General features: G+C 67.2%; 16 protein-coding genes and 1 riboswitch. Of the genes, 13 read left to right on the top strand and 3 right to left on the bottom strand.

Translation table 11 applies throughout. The features are described from left to right. The first annotated feature begins 12 nt into the window (after positions 1-12). From IW252_RS05240 to IW252_RS05230, 3 genes are all read left to right on the top strand, one after another. Positions 13-1,209, top strand: coding sequence for a serine hydrolase domain-containing protein (locus tag IW252_RS05240; RefSeq protein WP_196835598.1), 1,197 nt, complete (start codon positions 13-15; stop codon positions 1,207-1,209). A 58-nt stretch (positions 1,210-1,267) separates the two neighbouring features. Further along, a complete protein-coding gene (locus IW252_RS05235; RefSeq protein ID WP_196835597.1) occupies positions 1,268-2,038 on the top strand; it encodes an SGNH/GDSL hydrolase family protein in 771 nt (256 codons plus the stop codon). A gap of 72 nt (positions 2,039-2,110) precedes the next feature. Continuing rightward, entirely contained in the window at positions 2,111-2,743 is a 633-nt protein-coding gene (locus IW252_RS05230; RefSeq protein ID WP_196835596.1) for a trimeric intracellular cation channel family protein, read from the top strand. A gap of 18 nt (positions 2,744-2,761) precedes the next feature. Here the strand turns inward: IW252_RS05230 and IW252_RS05225 are convergent, their stop codons facing one another. Beyond that, complete coding sequence (locus tag IW252_RS05225) at positions 2,762-4,528, bottom strand: SLC13 family permease (RefSeq protein WP_196835595.1); 1,767 nt, start codon at positions 4,526-4,528, stop codon at positions 2,762-2,764. 250 nt (positions 4,529-4,778) lie between these two features. Further along, a riboswitch (glycine riboswitch) is annotated at positions 4,779-4,878 on the top strand. 191 nt (positions 4,879-5,069) lie between these two features. On the opposite strand from IW252_RS05225, the gene gcvP reads away from it, so the two are divergent. From gcvP to rpsN, 8 genes are all read left to right on the top strand, one after another. Then, entirely contained in the window at positions 5,070-7,958 is a 2,889-nt protein-coding gene (gene gcvP / locus IW252_RS05220) for an aminomethyl-transferring glycine dehydrogenase (RefSeq protein ID WP_196835594.1), read from the top strand. A gap of 18 nt (positions 7,959-7,976) precedes the next feature. Next, positions 7,977-9,083, top strand: coding sequence for a glycine cleavage system aminomethyltransferase GcvT (gene gcvT / locus IW252_RS05215; RefSeq protein WP_196835593.1), 1,107 nt, complete (start codon positions 7,977-7,979; stop codon positions 9,081-9,083). A 50-nt stretch (positions 9,084-9,133) separates the two neighbouring features. After that, positions 9,134-9,514: a glycine cleavage system protein GcvH gene (gcvH, locus tag IW252_RS05210; RefSeq protein WP_196837118.1), complete on the top strand. Its 381-nt coding sequence runs from the start codon at positions 9,134-9,136 to the stop codon at positions 9,512-9,514. 156 nt (positions 9,515-9,670) lie between these two features. Next, on the top strand, positions 9,671-11,104 hold the full coding sequence (locus IW252_RS05205) for an L-serine ammonia-lyase (RefSeq protein WP_196835592.1): 1,434 nt from the start codon (positions 9,671-9,673) through the stop codon (positions 11,102-11,104). A gap of 88 nt (positions 11,105-11,192) precedes the next feature. Continuing rightward, positions 11,193-11,678, top strand: a complete 486-nt coding sequence (locus tag IW252_RS05200) for a MarR family winged helix-turn-helix transcriptional regulator (RefSeq protein ID WP_196835591.1) — start codon at positions 11,193-11,195, stop codon at positions 11,676-11,678. A gap of 371 nt (positions 11,679-12,049) precedes the next feature. After that, on the top strand, positions 12,050-12,286 hold the full coding sequence (gene rpmB / locus IW252_RS05195) for a 50S ribosomal protein L28 (RefSeq protein WP_196835590.1): 237 nt from the start codon (positions 12,050-12,052) through the stop codon (positions 12,284-12,286). Then, complete coding sequence (rpmG, locus tag IW252_RS05190; protein WP_196835589.1) at positions 12,286-12,453, top strand: 50S ribosomal protein L33; 168 nt, start codon at positions 12,286-12,288, stop codon at positions 12,451-12,453. Before rpmB ends, rpmG begins: the two co-directional genes overlap by 1 nt. Before the next feature lie 3 nt (positions 12,454-12,456). Next, positions 12,457-12,762 carry a 30S ribosomal protein S14 gene (gene rpsN, locus IW252_RS05185; protein ID WP_196835588.1) on the top strand — a complete coding sequence of 102 codons (306 nt, stop codon included), beginning with the start codon at positions 12,457-12,459 and terminating at the stop codon, positions 12,760-12,762. An 87-nt stretch (positions 12,763-12,849) separates the two neighbouring features. On the opposite strand, the gene IW252_RS05180 is transcribed toward rpsN, so the two are convergent. Beyond that, positions 12,850-13,527, bottom strand: coding sequence for a DnaJ family domain-containing protein (locus IW252_RS05180; protein WP_196835587.1), 678 nt, complete (start codon positions 13,525-13,527; stop codon positions 12,850-12,852). Positions 13,528-13,658: 131 nt separating this feature from the next. Further along, positions 13,659-14,975 (bottom strand): hypothetical protein, encoded by a 1,317-nt coding sequence (locus tag IW252_RS05175; protein ID WP_231365913.1) that lies wholly within the window; start codon positions 14,973-14,975, stop codon positions 13,659-13,661. A gap of 272 nt (positions 14,976-15,247) precedes the next feature. Here IW252_RS05175 and IW252_RS05170 point away from each other — a divergent pair, with 272 nt between their 5' ends. Both IW252_RS05170 and IW252_RS05165 read left to right on the top strand, forming a co-directional pair. Beyond that, positions 15,248-15,529, top strand: coding sequence for an HU family DNA-binding protein (locus IW252_RS05170; protein ID WP_269208232.1), 282 nt, complete (start codon positions 15,248-15,250; stop codon positions 15,527-15,529). 124 nt (positions 15,530-15,653) lie between these two features. After that, positions 15,654-16,334 (top strand): copper resistance CopC family protein, encoded by a 681-nt coding sequence (locus IW252_RS05165; RefSeq protein ID WP_196835585.1) that lies wholly within the window; start codon positions 15,654-15,656, stop codon positions 16,332-16,334. The last annotated feature ends 10 nt before the right edge of the window (positions 16,335-16,344 follow it).

The raw sequence follows: 16,344 nt of genomic DNA, 5'->3' as shown, positions 1-16,344 counted from the left end.
AAGGATGAATACATGATTGATCCCCGTTTCGCTGCCGTCGCGGACCTCTTGGATCGCTTCGTTGAAGAGGATCCCGCCTACGCGGGACAGCTGTGTGTGTATCTCGACGGAGCCCCGGTGCTCGACCTCGCCGTCGGGCAGGATCACGCCCCGCAAGCCGGTGGGTTTGGGGCCGACGACGAGCCGCCGGCCTTGAGGCGCGAGGCCCTGACCGGGGTGTTCTCCTGCAGCAAGGGGGCTGGCGCCGTGGTCATGGGCCTCTTGGTTCAGGACGGTGTGCTCGATCTGGATGCGCGCGTTGCCGAGTATTGGCCCGAGTACGCGGCGGCTGGCAAGGAAGCGACGACGGTGCGGCAGGCGCTCAGCCATCAGGCCGGCGCGCTCGGCGTCCCGGGCGGGTTTAGCTTGGCGGAGTACAACGAGTCGGAGCGCGCCGCCGCCCAGCTGGCGGCGGCGCCCCCGGCCTGGCGGCCTGGCATCACGCACGCCTACCACGGGTTGACCATCGGCGTGCTGATGGAGGAGTTGGTGCGGCGCACCACGGGAGAGTCCTTGCAACAGGTGTACGAGGACCGCGTGCGTTCCCCGTACGGGATCGATTTCTACTTGGGCCTGCCGGAGGCCGAGGAGTTCCGCTACCGAAACGTCCTCAAGCCCGCCGCCGCGCCCCTGCCCTTCATCGACCCGTTTGGCTATACCGGCTTGGCCTTCAACTCCACCGGGGTGTTTGAGCGCGAGGACGGCACAGCGGGTGAATTGTTGGACTTGCCGAACCACCGCGCCGTCCGTGCCGGCGGGCACTCCTCCGCGGGCGGCGTCGCCAACGCCCGCGGGTTGGCGAGGCTGTACGCGGTGACGAGCACCGGCGTCGTGGACGACGCCGGCTCCCGCACCGAGCCGCTCTTCTCCGCCGAGACAACGCGCCTGATGACCGAGGATCAGGTCTTCGGCGCGGACCGCGCCAGCGGCGAGCTGACCGCCTTTGGGATTGGCTTCATGAAGCCGGCTCCCCAGAACAGCTTCGGATCGGTGTGGGCGTATGGCCACAACGGCGCCAACGGGTCCTTCGGGTGGGCGGACCCCGCCTACGGGCTCGCCTTCGGCTACGTCCCCCTGCGTGGTGAGGACAACGGGAATCTCTCCCGCAACGGCATCCTCGGCGCGGCGGTGCGTCAGGCGCGGCTCGCGGCGACTGTTCCACGCGCCTAGTGTTGCACCGGGTGTTCCATCCCGCAGTAGTGGCCCAGCGTGTATTAGGGTACTGATCGTGGATTTCGAGAAGCGATATGTTGCCTTGGGAGATTCGTTCAGCGAAGGCGTCGGTGACCCGGCTCCGGACCGCCCGAACGGCGTGCGCGGCTGGACGGATCGCGTGGCCGAGCAGCTGATCACCGCCGATCCTGCCTGGGGCTACGCCAACCTCGCCATCCGCGGAAAGAAGCTCCCGCAGATCGTGGCCGAGCAGGTGCCACACGCCATCGAGCTGAAGCCGACGCTGGTCACCATCTCCGCCGGCGGAAATGACATCCTGCGTCCGCGAGTGGACGTCGAGGCCATCGCGCGGCAATTGGACGGCGCTCTCGCCGACCTGAAGGGCACCGGCGCCGCCGTCGTCGTCTTTACCGGGTTTGACGTTTCCAAATCCCCGCTCGTGAACACCACCCTGGGCCGCGTCGCGTTGTTTAACGAGCGGCTCCGCGAGATCGCCGATCGCCGCGAGGTGGTGATCGCCGACTACTGGCGGTGGCGGCAGTTCCAGAACTTTGGTTACTGGGATGAGGACCGGCTCCACATGAACACGGCCGGGCACACGCTGATGGCCACCCGGATCCTTGAGCTCCTGCGGGCCGAACACAGTATCGAGGTGCCGGAGTTATCCACGCCCGCCGCGCGGAGCCGCGTCGAGCTCCTGAAGGAAAACGCCACGTGGGCCAAGGTCCACTTGCTCCCGTGGGTCAAGCGGCGCCTGACCGGGGTGAGCTCCGGGGACAACATGAGCGCCAAGTATCCAGACTACGTGCAGGTGGCGGCCGACTAGGCGAGCTCGTGTGACGGCGCCGGGCGTGGGCTCACCGGCGCAAGCGTGCGTGGGGCCGCTATGCTCGAGCCGATGTCCATGCTCATTCTTGATCTCCTCGGCACGTTCTTTTTTGCCGTCTCGGGCTCGCTCTTGGCTGCGCGCAAGCAGTTCGACGTCGTGGGCTCGCTCCTGCTCGCCTCGCTCGTCGGGCTGGGCGGTGGGGTGACGCGTGATGTGATCATCGGCGAGGGCGTGCCCAACGCGTTCGAACAACCCGTCTATCTGGTGCCGCCCGTGCTGGCCATGCTGCTGGTCGCCACGCGGATCATTCACGATACCCGGCTGCGCCGGACCCTCTTGCTGTTCGACGCCGGCGGGCTCGCGCTATTCTGCACGTCCGGCACGCTGATTGCCTACGAGGCCGGCCTCAACCCCGTGGCGGCCGCCCTGCTGGGCGTCACCAGCGCGGTGGGCGGAGGCGTGATGCGTGATGTGGTGGCCAATGAGACCCCGCAGTTGTTTAATCCGCGCGGCGTGTACGCGATCCCGGCCATGCTGGGGGCGTTCTTCACGGTGGGCGCCCTCGAGCTGGGTTGGTTCTCCACGTGGGTCGGCATCGGCATTGCAGCGGCCGTCTTTACCCTGCGCGGGTTGTCCCTCCGGTTTGGGTGGCACGTGCCGCTGGCCGGCGGGGGAACGGTGCGCGGAGGCGAAGCCCGTTAACAGTCCCGGGTGGGGCGGTTAGAAGCTCCAGACCAAGGGAACCAGGCCGACGACGACGGCACCGACCAGCAGGCTCATCGGAGCACCCACCTGCAGGTAGTCCGTAAAGCGGTAACCGCCGGGACCCAGAACCATCAGGTTCGTCTGGTACCCCAACGGCGTCATGAAGCTCGCCGAGGCGGCGAACATGACGGCCAGAACGAACGGCATGAAACTGACGTCCAACTGCGCGGCCACCTCCACCGCAATGGGAAACATCAGCACGGCCGCACCATTGTTGGTGATGAGCTCGGTGAAGAAGACGGTCAGCGCGTAGACCATCGCGAGGGCCAACCACGGGGCGAGGCCATCGGCGAAGAGGAGGAGGCCCGCGATCCGCTCGGCCGCGCCGCTGCTGGCCATGGCGCTGCCGAGCGCAAAGGACGCCGCCACCACGGTGAGCACGGACAAGTCGATTTCCCGGCGCGCCTTCGAGACGGGCACGCAGCGGATGGCGATGAGGGCGAGCGCGGCGAGGAAGGACGCCTCCAGGATGCTGAGCAGGCCCACCGCGCTGACCACCACCATGGCCAGCAAGATGCCGAGTGCCGCCGGGGCGTTCTTGAAATCCGGTGGGGAGGAGTCGTTGAGGGCGCTGACCATGAGGAAGTCTTTGCGGTGCCGGTACTGACCCACGAAGTCGTCGCCAGCTTCCAGCAGCAGGGTGTCGCCCACCTGCAATTCAATGTCGCCCAACTTGCCGGGCAGGCGCTTGCCGTGGCGGGAGACGGCCAGCACCACCGCGTTGTAGCGGGTACGGAACTTTGCGGCCCGGATCGATTGTCCGAGGGCGGAAAAGTCGGTCCCGATGATCGCCTCGATCAGCCGTCGGCTGGAGTGGCGGATGTTGAGTTCCTGCACGTGCCCATCCGCCGGGGTGAGTCCGTCGATTCGGCGCAGTTCCTGCGCGCAGTCGGGGGCCCCGATGAAGATCAGGGCGTCGCCACCACGGAGCACGGTCTGTGGGGAGACAGCGGTCATCAGCTGGTCCTCGCGCTCAATCTCGGCGAGGTATCCGTGGGTGAGCTGGCGCAGTCCGGCGGCGGCGATCGTCTTGCCGACGAGGGGGCCGTTGGCGTCGACGAGGACTTCCACCCCATATTCACGGGCGCTCTGAAATTGTTCGAGGAAGCCTTGCCGGCGTGGCAGCAGTTTGTTGCCGAAGAAGAACATGTACAGCCCACCGACCACCACGAGCGGCACGCCGATCCACGCGGGCTCAAACATGGAGAGCTGGACGTCTTTCTCCGAATCCAGCAGACCGACGACGACGAGGTTGGTACTGGTGCCGATGACGGTGGCCGTGCCGCCCAGAATGCAGGCGTAGCTGAGCGGAATCATGAGCTTCGACGGCGCGATCTTGAGCCGAGAGGACCAATCCTGCAGCGCCGGAATGAGCATGGCCACCACGGCCGTGTTGTTCATGAAGGCACTCAGGCCCGCGGCCGGGCCCAAGATGCGCAACTGCGCCAGCTTGGTCCGCTTGGGTTGGCCGAGCACGCGGAGGGCCAACCACTGGATGGCACCGGACTCCTTGAGCGCGGCGGCGACCACGTAGAGAGCGGCGATGGTGAGCACGCCGGTGTTGCTAAACCCTGACAGCGCTTCCTGGGGGGTGAGGATGCCGGTGAGCATGAGAAAGACGACGGCGGAAACGAGGACGACGTCGGCTGCGATCCGGGTGGTGATGAGGACCATCAGCACGGCCACGACGGTGCCGAGGGCCAGGATGGCGTCAACCGGCATGAAAGATTCTCCCGCTCGTTGATGGGGCTCGTTCGAGGTTTTACTAGGGACGATAGTTCAGACTACCGGGGCCTCGTGGTTGTGGCGCGGCCGCAGCCCCACTGCGTCAGAACTCGTCATGCGCCGACGCGCTTCGTCACGAGCGTGGGCCGTGCCACCGGAGGCTGTTGTTTGGCTCTCACGGAGCGCACTACACTGGGAGATGTGCCGACGGCCGCAACGGGTGTTGTGGTTCCGCGGTACACGCTGTCGACATGCGGCGGGAGAGCCCCGGCCGAAGCCACGGTCGGGCGCCGTAGGAGCAATTTCCTCCCCAGGAATCTCTCAGGCCCCCGTACCGCCGCGAAGAGGCGACTCTGGAAAGTAGCGAGCCGGCCAACCGGTGTCGCTCACCGAAGGTGCAAGCGGAATCATTTTCGCGGAAACTCTCAGGTCCACTACAGAGCGGGGAGGGAAGCAGCCGTTGCCCGCGTACTGGGTGGCGGCACTTGTGCTCGCCCTCGCTTTTGATCTGTGTAACCCGACCCGGGAGTCCCACCTCATGACCAGCACCGATTTCACGTACCCCGCAGCGGAGTCCTTCGCGCATCGCCACATTGGCCCGCGCGGGGACGCCGCAGCCCACATGCTCGCGACCATTGGCTACGCCTCGTTGGCCGACCTGGTCGACTCCGCGGTGCCGGCTGACATTCGCCAGCAAGAGAGCCTGCAACTGCCGGCCGCCCGCAGTGAGGCCGAGGTGTTGGAGGACTTGCGGCAGATCGCATCGAAGAACGTGGTGAAGACCCAGATGATCGGTCAGGGCTTCTATGGCACGCACACCCCACCCGTGATCATGCGCAACATCCTGGAGGACCCGGCCTGGTACACGGCCTACACGCCGTACCAGCCGGAGATCTCCCAGGGCCGTCTCGAAGCGCTCCTGAACTTCCAGACCATGATCGGCGACCTGACCGGCCTGCCCGTCGCCAATGCTTCCCTCCTCGATGAGGCCTCCGCCGTCGCCGAGGCCGTGCTGCTCATGCGCCGGGCCAATAAAAAGAAGGCTGATGCCAAGACGGTGCTGGACGCGGACCTCTTCCCGCAGACCATCGAGGTGGTTCGCGGACGCGCCGAGGCCCTTGGCTTTGACCTCGAGGTCGCTGACCTCTCGGCGGGCTTGCCCGACGGGGAGATCTCCGGCATCGTGCTGCAGCAGCCGGGCAATTCCGGGCGCGTCACGGACCATGCAGCCGTGATTGCAGCCGCCCATGAGCGTGGGGCCATGGTCACCGTGGCGGCGGACATTCTGTCCCTGACGCTCATCACGCCTCCCGGCGAGCAGGGCGCGGACATCGCCGTCGGCAACACCCAGCGCCTCGGCGTCCCGCTGTTCTTCGGCGGTCCGCACGCCGCCTACATGTCCGTCCGCAAGGGGCTCGAGCGCAACCTGCCGGGCCGTATCGTCGGCGTCTCCTTCGACGACGCGGGAGCCAGCGCCTACCGCTTGGCCCTGCAGACCCGCGAACAGCACATTCGCCGTGAGAAGGCGACCTCCAACATCTGCACCGCGCAGGCGCTGCTCGCCATCGCCGCGGGCATGTACGGCGTCTACCACGGGCCGGAAGGGCTGAAGAAGATCGCGGAGCATGCGCACGCCTCCGCCCGCACCCTGGCCGCGGTGCTGACCGGCGCCGGGTTCGAGCTCGCCACGGACCAATTCTTTGACACGCTGACCGTGACCGCGCCGGACCGCGCCGAGTCCATCGTGGCTGACGCCGAGGTCGCCGGGATCAATTTGCGCCTGCTGGACCAGGACACGCTGAGCCTCTCCACGGATGAGACGACGACGCCCGCTCACCTCGCCGCCGTCGCCGCAGCGTTTGGGGTGTCCGACGCCGAGGCGGCGATTCAGTCCGCCGCCGACGGTGCCGCGGGCACCGGTCTGGCCGACGCCGTCGTGCGGACCAGCACGTACATGGAGCACCCGATCTTCCACACGGTGCGTTCGGAGACGCAGATGCTCCGCTACCTCCGCCGCCTCTCGGACCGCGACTTGGCGTTGGATCGCACCATGATTCCCCTGGGCTCCTGCACGATGAAGCTCAATGCCACCGCGGAGATGGCCGCGATCTCGTGGCCAGAATTCGCGGCGATTCACCCCTACGCGCCCGAGCACCAGACCGCTGGCTGGCGGCAGCTCATCGGCGATTTGGAAGCGCGTTTGGCCGCGATCACCGGGTACGCCGGGGTCTCCATCCAGCCGAACGCCGGTTCGCAGGGCGAGTACGCGGGCCTGCTGGCCATCCGCCAGTACCACGTGGCCAACGGCGATACGGGCCGTGACGTCTGCCTGATCCCGGCCTCGGCCCACGGGACCAACGCGTCCTCGGCGGTGTTGGCCGGCCTGAAGGTCGTCGTGGTGGCCACGGCCGAGGACGGGACCATCGACGCAGCGGACTTGGACGCGAAGATCGACAAGCACCGTGAGAGCCTGGCCGGCATCATGATCACCTACCCGTCCACCCATGGGGTGTACGACGCCGATGTGCGCGATGTCTGCGCCAAGGTGCACGCTGCCGGCGGTCAGGTCTACATCGACGGCGCCAACATGAACGCCCTCGTGGGCCTTGCCCAGCCCGGGCAGTTCGGCGGCGACGTCTCCCACCTGAACCTGCACAAGACGTTCTGCATTCCGCACGGCGGTGGCGGCCCCGGCGTTGGCCCCGTTGCGGTGGCCGAGCACTTGTTGCCGTTCCTGCCCGGCGCGGCCACTGGCCCGCACAACGGCCATCACGGCACCCCGGTGGCGTCCACCGCGTACGGTTCGGCCGGCGTCTTGCCGATCTCCTGGGCCTACATCGCCATGATGGGCGCCGAGGGCCTCACGGACGCGACGGCGAACGCACTGCTCGCCGCGAACTACGTCTCGACGGCGCTGGCCGACTACTACCCGACGCTCTACACGGGGCAGACGTCACTGGTGGCCCACGAGTGCATTCTGGACCTGCGCGAGCTCACCGCAGCCTCGGGTGTCACCGCCGAGGACGTCGCCAAACGCCTCATCGACTTCGGTTTCCACGCGCCGACCCTCGCGTTTCCGGTGGCCGGCACCCTCATGGTGGAGCCGACGGAGTCCGAGGACCTCGGCGAACTGGACCGCTTCATCGAGGCCATGATCGCCATTCACGCCGAAATCACCGCCGTCGTCGACGGGGCGCATGCGGTGGAGGACTCGCCGCTGCGGCGGGCCCCGCACACGGCTGCCGTGCTGGCAGGCAACGACTGGGACCGCCCCTACAGCCGCGAGCAGGCCGCGTTCCCCGTGGGCCGCTTGCGCCAGGACAAGTACTTCCCGCCCGTGGGCCGCATCGACGGCGCCCATGGCGACCGCAACTTGGTCTGCTCCTGCCCGCCGCCGGAGGCCTTCGAGGCCCCGGAGAGCAACTAACCGTTTCGAGAGGACACCATGACACAGCAGACACCGCTGGCCGCCGAGCACGAGGCGCTCGGGGCATCCTTCACCGATTTCGGCGGGTGGCAGATGCCGCTGAAGTACTCCTCCGAGCTCGCCGAGCACCGCGCCGTCCGCGAGGCGGCGGGGCTGTTCGACATTTCCCACATGGGCGAAATCTGGATTGAGGGCCCCGAGGCGGCCGCCTTCCTGAACTACGCGCTGGTGGGCAACCTCGCCGCCGTCAAGGTCGGCAAGGCGAAGTACACGATGATCGCCAACGCGCGCGGCGGCATCATCGATGACCTGATCGTCTACCGCCGCGAGGAGGACACCTACTTGGTGGTCTCCAACGCATCGAATGCCCCCACCGTGGCCGCGGACCTGTCCGAACGCTCCGCGAACTTTGACGTGGCCGTCCGGGACGCCTCGGCCGAGACCGCGATGATCGCCCTGCAGGGCCCCGTCGCGGAGGCCGTGCTGCTGAGCGAGACCCCGGAGGCCGAGGCGGAGACGGTCACCTCCATGGGCTACTACGCCGCCGACGAGGTCACGGTCGCCGGAATCCGCGTCCTGCTGGCCCGGACCGGCTACACCGGCGAGGACGGGTTTGAGCTCTACGTTGGCTCCGACGACGCCGTCGCCCTGTGGCGGGCTCTGCTCGCCGCCGGCGCCGAATCCGGCGTGATTCCCGCGGGACTGGCCGCTCGTGACTCGCTGCGACTGGAGGCCGGCATGCCGCTCTACGGGCATGAGCTGACCCTCGAGACGACCCCGTACGCGGCCGGCCTCGGGCCGGTGGTCTCCCTGAAGAAGGAGGACGACTTTGTGGGTCGCGCCGCCCTCGAGGAGGCCAAGGCCGCCGGCTCGCCGCGGAAACTGGTGGGGCTCAAGGGGCTGGGCCGCCGCGCCGGGCGTGAAGGCTATGAGGTGACCGTCGACGGCGAGGTCGTCGGCGCGGTCACGTCGGGCCAGCCGTCCCCCACGCTGGGCTACCCGATTGCGCTGGCCTACGTCGACGTTGCCCATGCCGAACCCGGCACCGCTGTCGACGTCGATGTGCGCGGGAAGCCGCAGCCCTTCGAAGTGGTGGCACTGCCGTTCTACCGCCGCCAGAAGTAACGTAGATTCCACGTCCCGTATTTATTTCGCCCCCGACCCAAAGGAACATGATGAGCAAGGTTCTCTCCACCCTCCGCTACTCCGCCGAGCACGAGTGGATTGATGGCAACACTCCGGCCAAGATTGGCATTTCGCAGATTGCCGCCGACGCGCTCGGCGACGTGGTGTACGTCGACATGCCGGAGGTCGGCGCTGAGCTCACGGCCGGAGAGGCCTGCGGCGAGGTTGAGTCCACGAAGTCCGTCTCGGAAATCTTTTCCCCGATCACCGGCACGGTGGTTGAGGTCAACCAGGAGCCCATCGACAACCCGGCCATCCTGAACGAGGATCCCTACGGTGCCGGTTGGCTCTTCACGGTGGAGGTTACCGAGGAAGGCCCGCTGCTCTCGGCCGAGGATTACGCCTCCGCCAATGGTGGAGAAATCGCCTAATACGGCACCCTGTCCGGGGTCAGCGTGGCCTGACCCCGAACGTTGAGCACACGACGACGCCGGCGCGCATCGCCCCGGCGTCGTCGTGTTCCCTGCACCGCGGACACGCCAGAACGCCGCGCCGTTCTGGACCACCCGTTCCGAAGGAGAACATCCATGGCACTGTCCCTCTTTGACCTGTTTAGCGTCGGCCTTGGGCCGTCGTCGTCCCATACCGTCGGCCCCATGCGTGCGTCCGCCGATTTTGTGGCGCGCGCCGCGGAGGCGGGCGTGCTGGAGCGCCTCGATGGGCTCAAAATTGACGTCTACGGCTCGCTCGCGGCCACGGGGCGTGGACACGGGACGTTCAGCGCGATCCTGCTCGGGCTCGAAGGATACGCGGCGGAGGAGATCCTCCCGGAGGTGGCCGAACAGCGGCAAGCGGTCCACGCGGAGACGGGCACCGTCGACGTCGCCGCTCAGCTGGAGGGGCCGACGCGGACCGTGACCTTCGGGGTGGGGGACATGATCCTGCACCCGCTGACCGTGCTGGAGCGGCACACAAACGGGCTCCGGCTCGCGGCCTTGGACGCCGACGGCGCGCCGTTGATCGAGGAGACCTACTTCTCGATTGGCGGGGGGTTCATTGTCCGCGAAGGCGCAGAGGACGCCGTCGCTCAGGAGATTGAACAGGACCTCGCGGCGGTCCCGTACCCCTTCCGGACGGCCGCAGAGCTCTTGGAGCACAGCACCGAACAGGACGCACCCCTGAGCGCCATCATGTTGGCCAACGAGACGACGATGCGCCCGGAGAGCGAGGTCCGGGCGGGGATTCTGCACCTGTGGGAGGTCATGGAAGCGTCCAAGGACCACGCCTTGGAGCGCAGTGGCACCTTGCCGGGAGGGCTCGCGGTGCGGCGCCGTGCGCCCGGTTGGCATGCACGCCTGACGGAACAGGACCCCAACCGGGAACCGGTGTTCTGGCAGGAATGGGTCAACCTCGTGGCGTTGGCCGTCAACGAGGAGAACGCCTCCGGCGGGCGCGTGGTGACCGCCCCCACCAATGGGGCCGCCGGCATCATTCCGGCCGTGATGTTCTACGCGACGCATTACTCGGCGGCGATCAAGGAAGCGATCGGTCGCGGCGAGGAGGAAGCTCAGCGGGTCAAGGAGGATATTGTGGTGCGATTCTTCTTGACCGCCGCGGCGATTGGCGTCCTGTACAAGGAGCAGGCCTCGATTTCCGGGGCCGAGGTGGGCTGTCAGGGCGAGGTCGGATCCGCCTCGTCCATGGCGGCCGCTGGGCTGGCGGAGATTCTCGGCGGCAGCCCGCAGCAGGTGGAGAATGCGGCGGAGATTGCCATGGAGCACAACCTGGGGCTCACGTGCGACCCGATCTCCGGGCTCGTGCAGGTTCCCTGCATTGAGCGCAACGCGATTGCCGCGGCGAAGGCCATCAACGCGGCCAAGATGGCGCTGATGGGGGACGGTGAGCACCGGGTGAGCCTCGATGAGGTGATCGTGACCATGCGGGAGACCGGCAAGGACATGAGCCACAAGTACAAGGAGACTGCCCTCGGCGGACTCGCCGTAAACGTCGTCGAATGCTGACCGGTCCACGGCGCGCGTCGACGTCGTTCCTAGTCAAACACGCCCACGTACCGTCGTTTCGTGGGCGAGTCATGTCAGAATGGCGTTCATGACGGAACCACGGTGGTTGACCCCTGACGAACGGGAAGCATGGTTGGCGTTGTGGGCCGTCATGCTGAAGTTGCCGGCGACGCTCGATTCCGAGCTCTACAAGCAGGCCAAACTGTCCATCTTTGATTACAACGTCCTGGCCATGCTCTCCGAGCAGGATGATCGGACGATGACCATGTCTCGGCTGGCGGGGATGACCAACGCGTCCTTGTCTCGGCTGAGCCACGTGGCCAAGAAACTCGAGGCGCGCGGTTGGCTGACGCGCAGCCAATCGCCGCTGGACGCTCGCGTCACCATGGCGACGCTGACCCCGGATGGCGTTCGTTCCGTCCAAGCGCTAGCGCCGGAGCACGTGGAATCGGTGCGCCGCTTGATGTTTGACCAGCTCGACGAGGCAGACATTGCTGACCTGACTCGAGTGGGTCAAAAGATCATCCGCGGGCTGGACGAGGACCACTGGATCTTTCACGACCAGGGTGACTGAGAGTACGCTGGCCCGTTTTGCGCTGGGCAGCGGCGACGCCTAAGATAGTAAGGCGTTAAGTCATGCCTGCGCTCAGGTGCGGCCTCGTGCCGCTCCGTGACAGGCGTGGTTTCCCGTAAACCGAATAACGCGGCCCGCGAGATAAGGAAACATCGTCAGATGATCTCGCCGGGGCGCCGAATTCACCGTGTATCGCGCAAGACAGGGCGCTTCGGTTGGATCTCACCCAGCCTGGTTACCTTCAAGCAGTAAAGAACGGTGTCACAACTGGTGGCGGGACGATTCAACGCAATAACAGGCACAGGCCACCTCGCTGGCGTGCGCCTGCTTGATGAGTACCGCCGTTTTACTACTACTACTGAGGAGTGATCATGGCAGCTGTATGCCAGGTGACTGGTGCAGTCCCGAACTTCGGGCACAGCATCTCCCACTCGCACCGCCGCACCAAGCGCCGGTTCGACCCGAACATCCAGAAGAAGCGTTACTGGGTTCCTTCCCTGCGCCGCAACGTCACGCTGACGCTGTCGGCCAAGGGCATTAAGACCATCGACGCCCGCGGTATTGACGCCGTGGTGGCCGAGCTGATCGCGAAGGGAGTGAAGCTCTAGTGGCTAAGGACAAGGACGTACGTCCCATCATCAAGCTGAAGTCCACCGCTGGTACCGGCTTCACCTACGTGACCCGCAAGAACCGTCGTAACAATCCGGACCGCATTGTCCTGAAGAAGTACGACCCGGTCATCCGCAAGCACGTCGAATTCCGAGAGGAGCGCTAAGACATGGCCAAGAAGTCCAAGATTGCCAAGAATGAGCAGCGCAAGGTCATCGTCGAGCGCTACGCCGCGAAGCGTGCCGAGCTGAAGAAGACGCTCGTTGACCCGAACGCTACCGATGAGGCTCGCGAAGAGGCCCGCTTGGGCCTGCAGAAGCTGCCGCGCAACGCCTCGCCGGTGCGCGTCCGCAACCGCGACGCCATTGACGGCCGCCCGCGCGGTACGTTCCAGAAGTTCGGCATCTCCCGTGTTCGCTTCCGCGACATGGCCCACAAGGGCGAGCTGCCGGGCATCACCAAGTCCTCCTGGTAAGCCCACGCAGCTAGCGCTGCCGGCTGACTAGACACGAGGGGCCCCACCGTGACGGTGGGGCCCCTCGTCGTTTAACGTGCGCGCTCCTCAGCGCCACGGAATCCAGCGGCTGAAGAATCGGGCGCGTGAGGCGGCGCGGGCGCGCTGCCGGGCCACTTCGCGGCGGCGCCGCTGGCGGGCGGCGCGTTCCGCTCGCTCATCCCGGTGGAGCTGCCACCGCTCCACTTCCGCGTCGACGTCGCGCAGGGGCGTGACGACGGGTGGCCCGCCGAGCAACTGCCGCCGCGCCTCCACCACGCGAGCGTTAAAGTCCTCCACCAGCTGCCGGACCTGCCAGGCGGAACCGAGTGCAGCGAGTCGTTGGTCCAAGTGTGCGTCCTCCGTGCGCAGGGCGATGGCCGGTGGCCCGAGCCCGCGGATGCCCTCGCGTTCAATGAGGGACTTCACCCACCAGTCGGGGTCCAAGGTGTCGCTCGCCGCGGTGGTGCTGCCCGGCAGCGGACGCCCGGCGTAAGAGAGGGAGTCAAAGTCGCCCCGGTCCATGGCCTGCTCGAGGGCGGACGCGGCGACCGCACCGACGTCGTCATGCGCTGAGAGCCGGGGGCGGATTTCGGCGAGGCGCTCGCCGCCCAGGTTCACCACCCCGGACTCATCGGGGACGTCCACATCCGACGCCCGCTCCTGTTGATCCCGATACCGGGCGGCGCGAAGCACCGGGTCGGTCTCCTGCCGCGGGGGCCGTTCATCGTCGTGGCGCGCACCCATCCGATCACCTCATCCTGCCGGGTAGGGCCAGTGTAGATCCGGAGGTCGCCAGGCGGAGAGCGCACGTCAACGTGCACTGAGCGAACAGCCGCGGCTGCTCCCTCAGTGCACGTTGATGGCTTCGCGAGGTGTTAGCTTCTCCCGGTGATCTCATTCGGGGTCTGCGGCAGGTCGATGCTGCGTTCCAGTTCCCACGCGGCCAGATCGACCACGTGGACCTGCGCCGTCTCCGGCTCCGTGACATAGGCTAGGTCCCCGTCCACGGCGAGCGTGGGCATGGGCTGCTGCCAATCTTCCGGCTCCTCCCAGCTGCCCATGAGCTCGAGCGAGTCGGTCACCTCACCGGTTTCGACGTCGATCTGGCGCAGGGTGCCGTCCATGCCGAACACCAGGCCGCCGCCGTCGACCGTGCGGCCGAGGCCGCGGAAGGTGTAGCTGGCCTCAAGTTCCACGAGATCGATGGACGCGTCGCGGGTGTCCACCAGACTGACGCGTGTGGGCCGCTCTTGCTCCGCATCGGGGTCCACCTTGTAGTCGCCGAGGACGATCGGCGACTCGGCGTCCTCGGCTTGATTGCCGATCCGGGCGTAGGTGTCCGCGGCCTCGGCCTTCGTGAAGGCGCCGTCCTGGTAAATCAACATGCCGTCCTCGCAACCGAACGCCACCGTCTCCTCGGCCGCGATCGCCGCGCCGTGCAGGCCCGGGCAGTCCTCGTTCTGCGCGACGATCTCCCGATGGCCGTCAGCGTCAGCGCGTGCATAGGCGGCCGCCGTGTTGCGCCCGTCCTCGGTGCCGAGGCTCGTGAGGATCGACCCGTCCGCCAGGGCTGCGGCCACCCCGTGGTGCGCATCCGGCAGCTCGAGGGTCTCGATGACCGGGTCCGCGTCGGCGTCGAGCGCTGTGGCGTCCAACAGGGTGATGGTGCCCGTGGCGTCGTCGAAGAGGGCCGTCTGGCCCAAGTGGGCCAGGACGTGGCCCGGCTGCTCGGCGGGGACGACGACGTCCGTCACCGCAGGGGGCCCGGCGAAGTAGTGGGAGTGGTCGCCGTGGCCCTGTTCCCACGAGCCGAGGTCCAGTGCGCGGAACGCTCCCTCGGCGCTGAGCATCGCGTGGCGACCATCGCCGGCCGCGTTCAGGCGGGCGAAGCCCTCCACCGGCTCGTCCACCAGCACCTCGCCGGTGGTGGCGTCCACGATCAGCACGCCGCCGTCGTACGTGGTCGCGAAGCGGGGCTGGTCGGCAGTGACTTCCGTGGCCTCAGCCGCGGGCTCCTCGGAACCCGGGGCCGACGCGCTGCCGGAAGAGTTGTTGGAGGAGGCACTGGAGGCCGCGCATCCGGTGAGGCCCGCCAGAAGCGCGGTGAGGGCGACGGCGGTGGCCGGGCGCCAGTGCGCGGCGGCGCGGCGAGTGCTTGAAGGGATCTGCCATGAGGCGCTGTGTCGATTCATAGAAGCAGCTTAGAACTAAATGAGAATCGTTTGCAATTTGTGGCGTTCGTGCTGACGCGGCGGCGGGCCGGGCGGGGTCGAGGGCCTCGAATCCGGCCGCGAACCTGCGAATACGCTTGGAATCTCGCGGATTTCTCAAAAAATCGGCCCAAATCGGGCCGATCTGGGCGTGTCCGCGGGGCATGGCTGATAGTTTTCATCCCAGAAGTCCTCGCAAACGCGGGGCATCCGGGCCCCGTTGCCCGGGGAAGAGCAGTCCAGGAGGACATACATTGGCTATGAACCGTAGTGAGCTTGTTGCCGCTGTTGCCGAGAAGACCGGCAACTCCCAGGTCGCCGTGAACGGCGTGCTGGACTCCGTCTTCGAGGTCTTCGTTGAGCAGATCTCCAAGGGCGAGAAGGTGTCCATCCCGGGCTGGCTGGCTGTCGAGCGCACTGACCGCGCCGCCCGCACCGGCCGCAACCCGCAGACCGGCGAGGCCATCCAGATCCCGGCCGGCCACTCCGTGAAGCTGACCGCCGGCTCCAAGCTGAAGGCTGCCGTCGCCAAGTAAGGCTCCCTAGCCTGTTCGCTTCCCCACACGGGAGGCACAGAAGGCCCGTCGTCTCGCAGCACGCGAAACGGCGGGCCTTTCTACGTGGCGTAGAATGTGAACGCTTCCGACCAGTGAGGACGCTATGACTTCCCTGCGGCAAATTGCCCGCCCCTCTGTACTGCCCGCGGCACTCGCCGCCGCGCTGATCGCTCTCGCCGCGCTGTGCGGCGCCGTCGCCCTAGCTCCGGCCGCGCACGCGCACGATCAGCTCATTTCTACCGACCCGGCCGACGGGGACACGCTCGCTGAGAGCCCCGAGGAACTTCGGCTGACGTTCAGCGGCGAGATCCAGGACATCGGCTCCGCGGTGGAGCTCACCGATGCCGACGCTCAGGCGTACGACGTCGAGCTCGCTGTCGAGCGGGCCGACTTGGTGCTCACCCCGGCCCAGCCCCTGCAGGCCGGCGATTACACGCTCGCGTGGCGCGTCACCTCCAGCGATGGTCACCCAATCGAGGGGACCGTCGAGAACGACGGCGCCGTCGACTTCACCGTGGAATCCGGCCCGAGCGCCGACGACGAGGCCTCCGCGGCCACGTCCGCTCCCGCCGAGGACGGGACGGCGACGCCGACCACCACGCAGGCCACAGCCTCACCGGTGAGCCCGGAAGCGACGGCGTCAGAGAGCTCAGGGCCCATCGAGCTCGACCTCACCGAGGAGGAGAGCGGGTGGGCCACGCCGCTGATCATTATCCTGCTGGCCGCCGCGGCCCTCGCCGCCGTCATCGTGGTCATCGTCAAGGTCCGCAACCAGCAAAAGTAGGCCCAACCCC

Source organism: Zhihengliuella flava (genome assembly GCF_015751895.1).
GTDB classification, from domain to species: domain Bacteria; phylum Actinomycetota; class Actinomycetes; order Actinomycetales; family Micrococcaceae; genus Zhihengliuella; species Zhihengliuella flava.
This window is presented reverse-complemented; position numbering and strand designations above follow the sequence as displayed.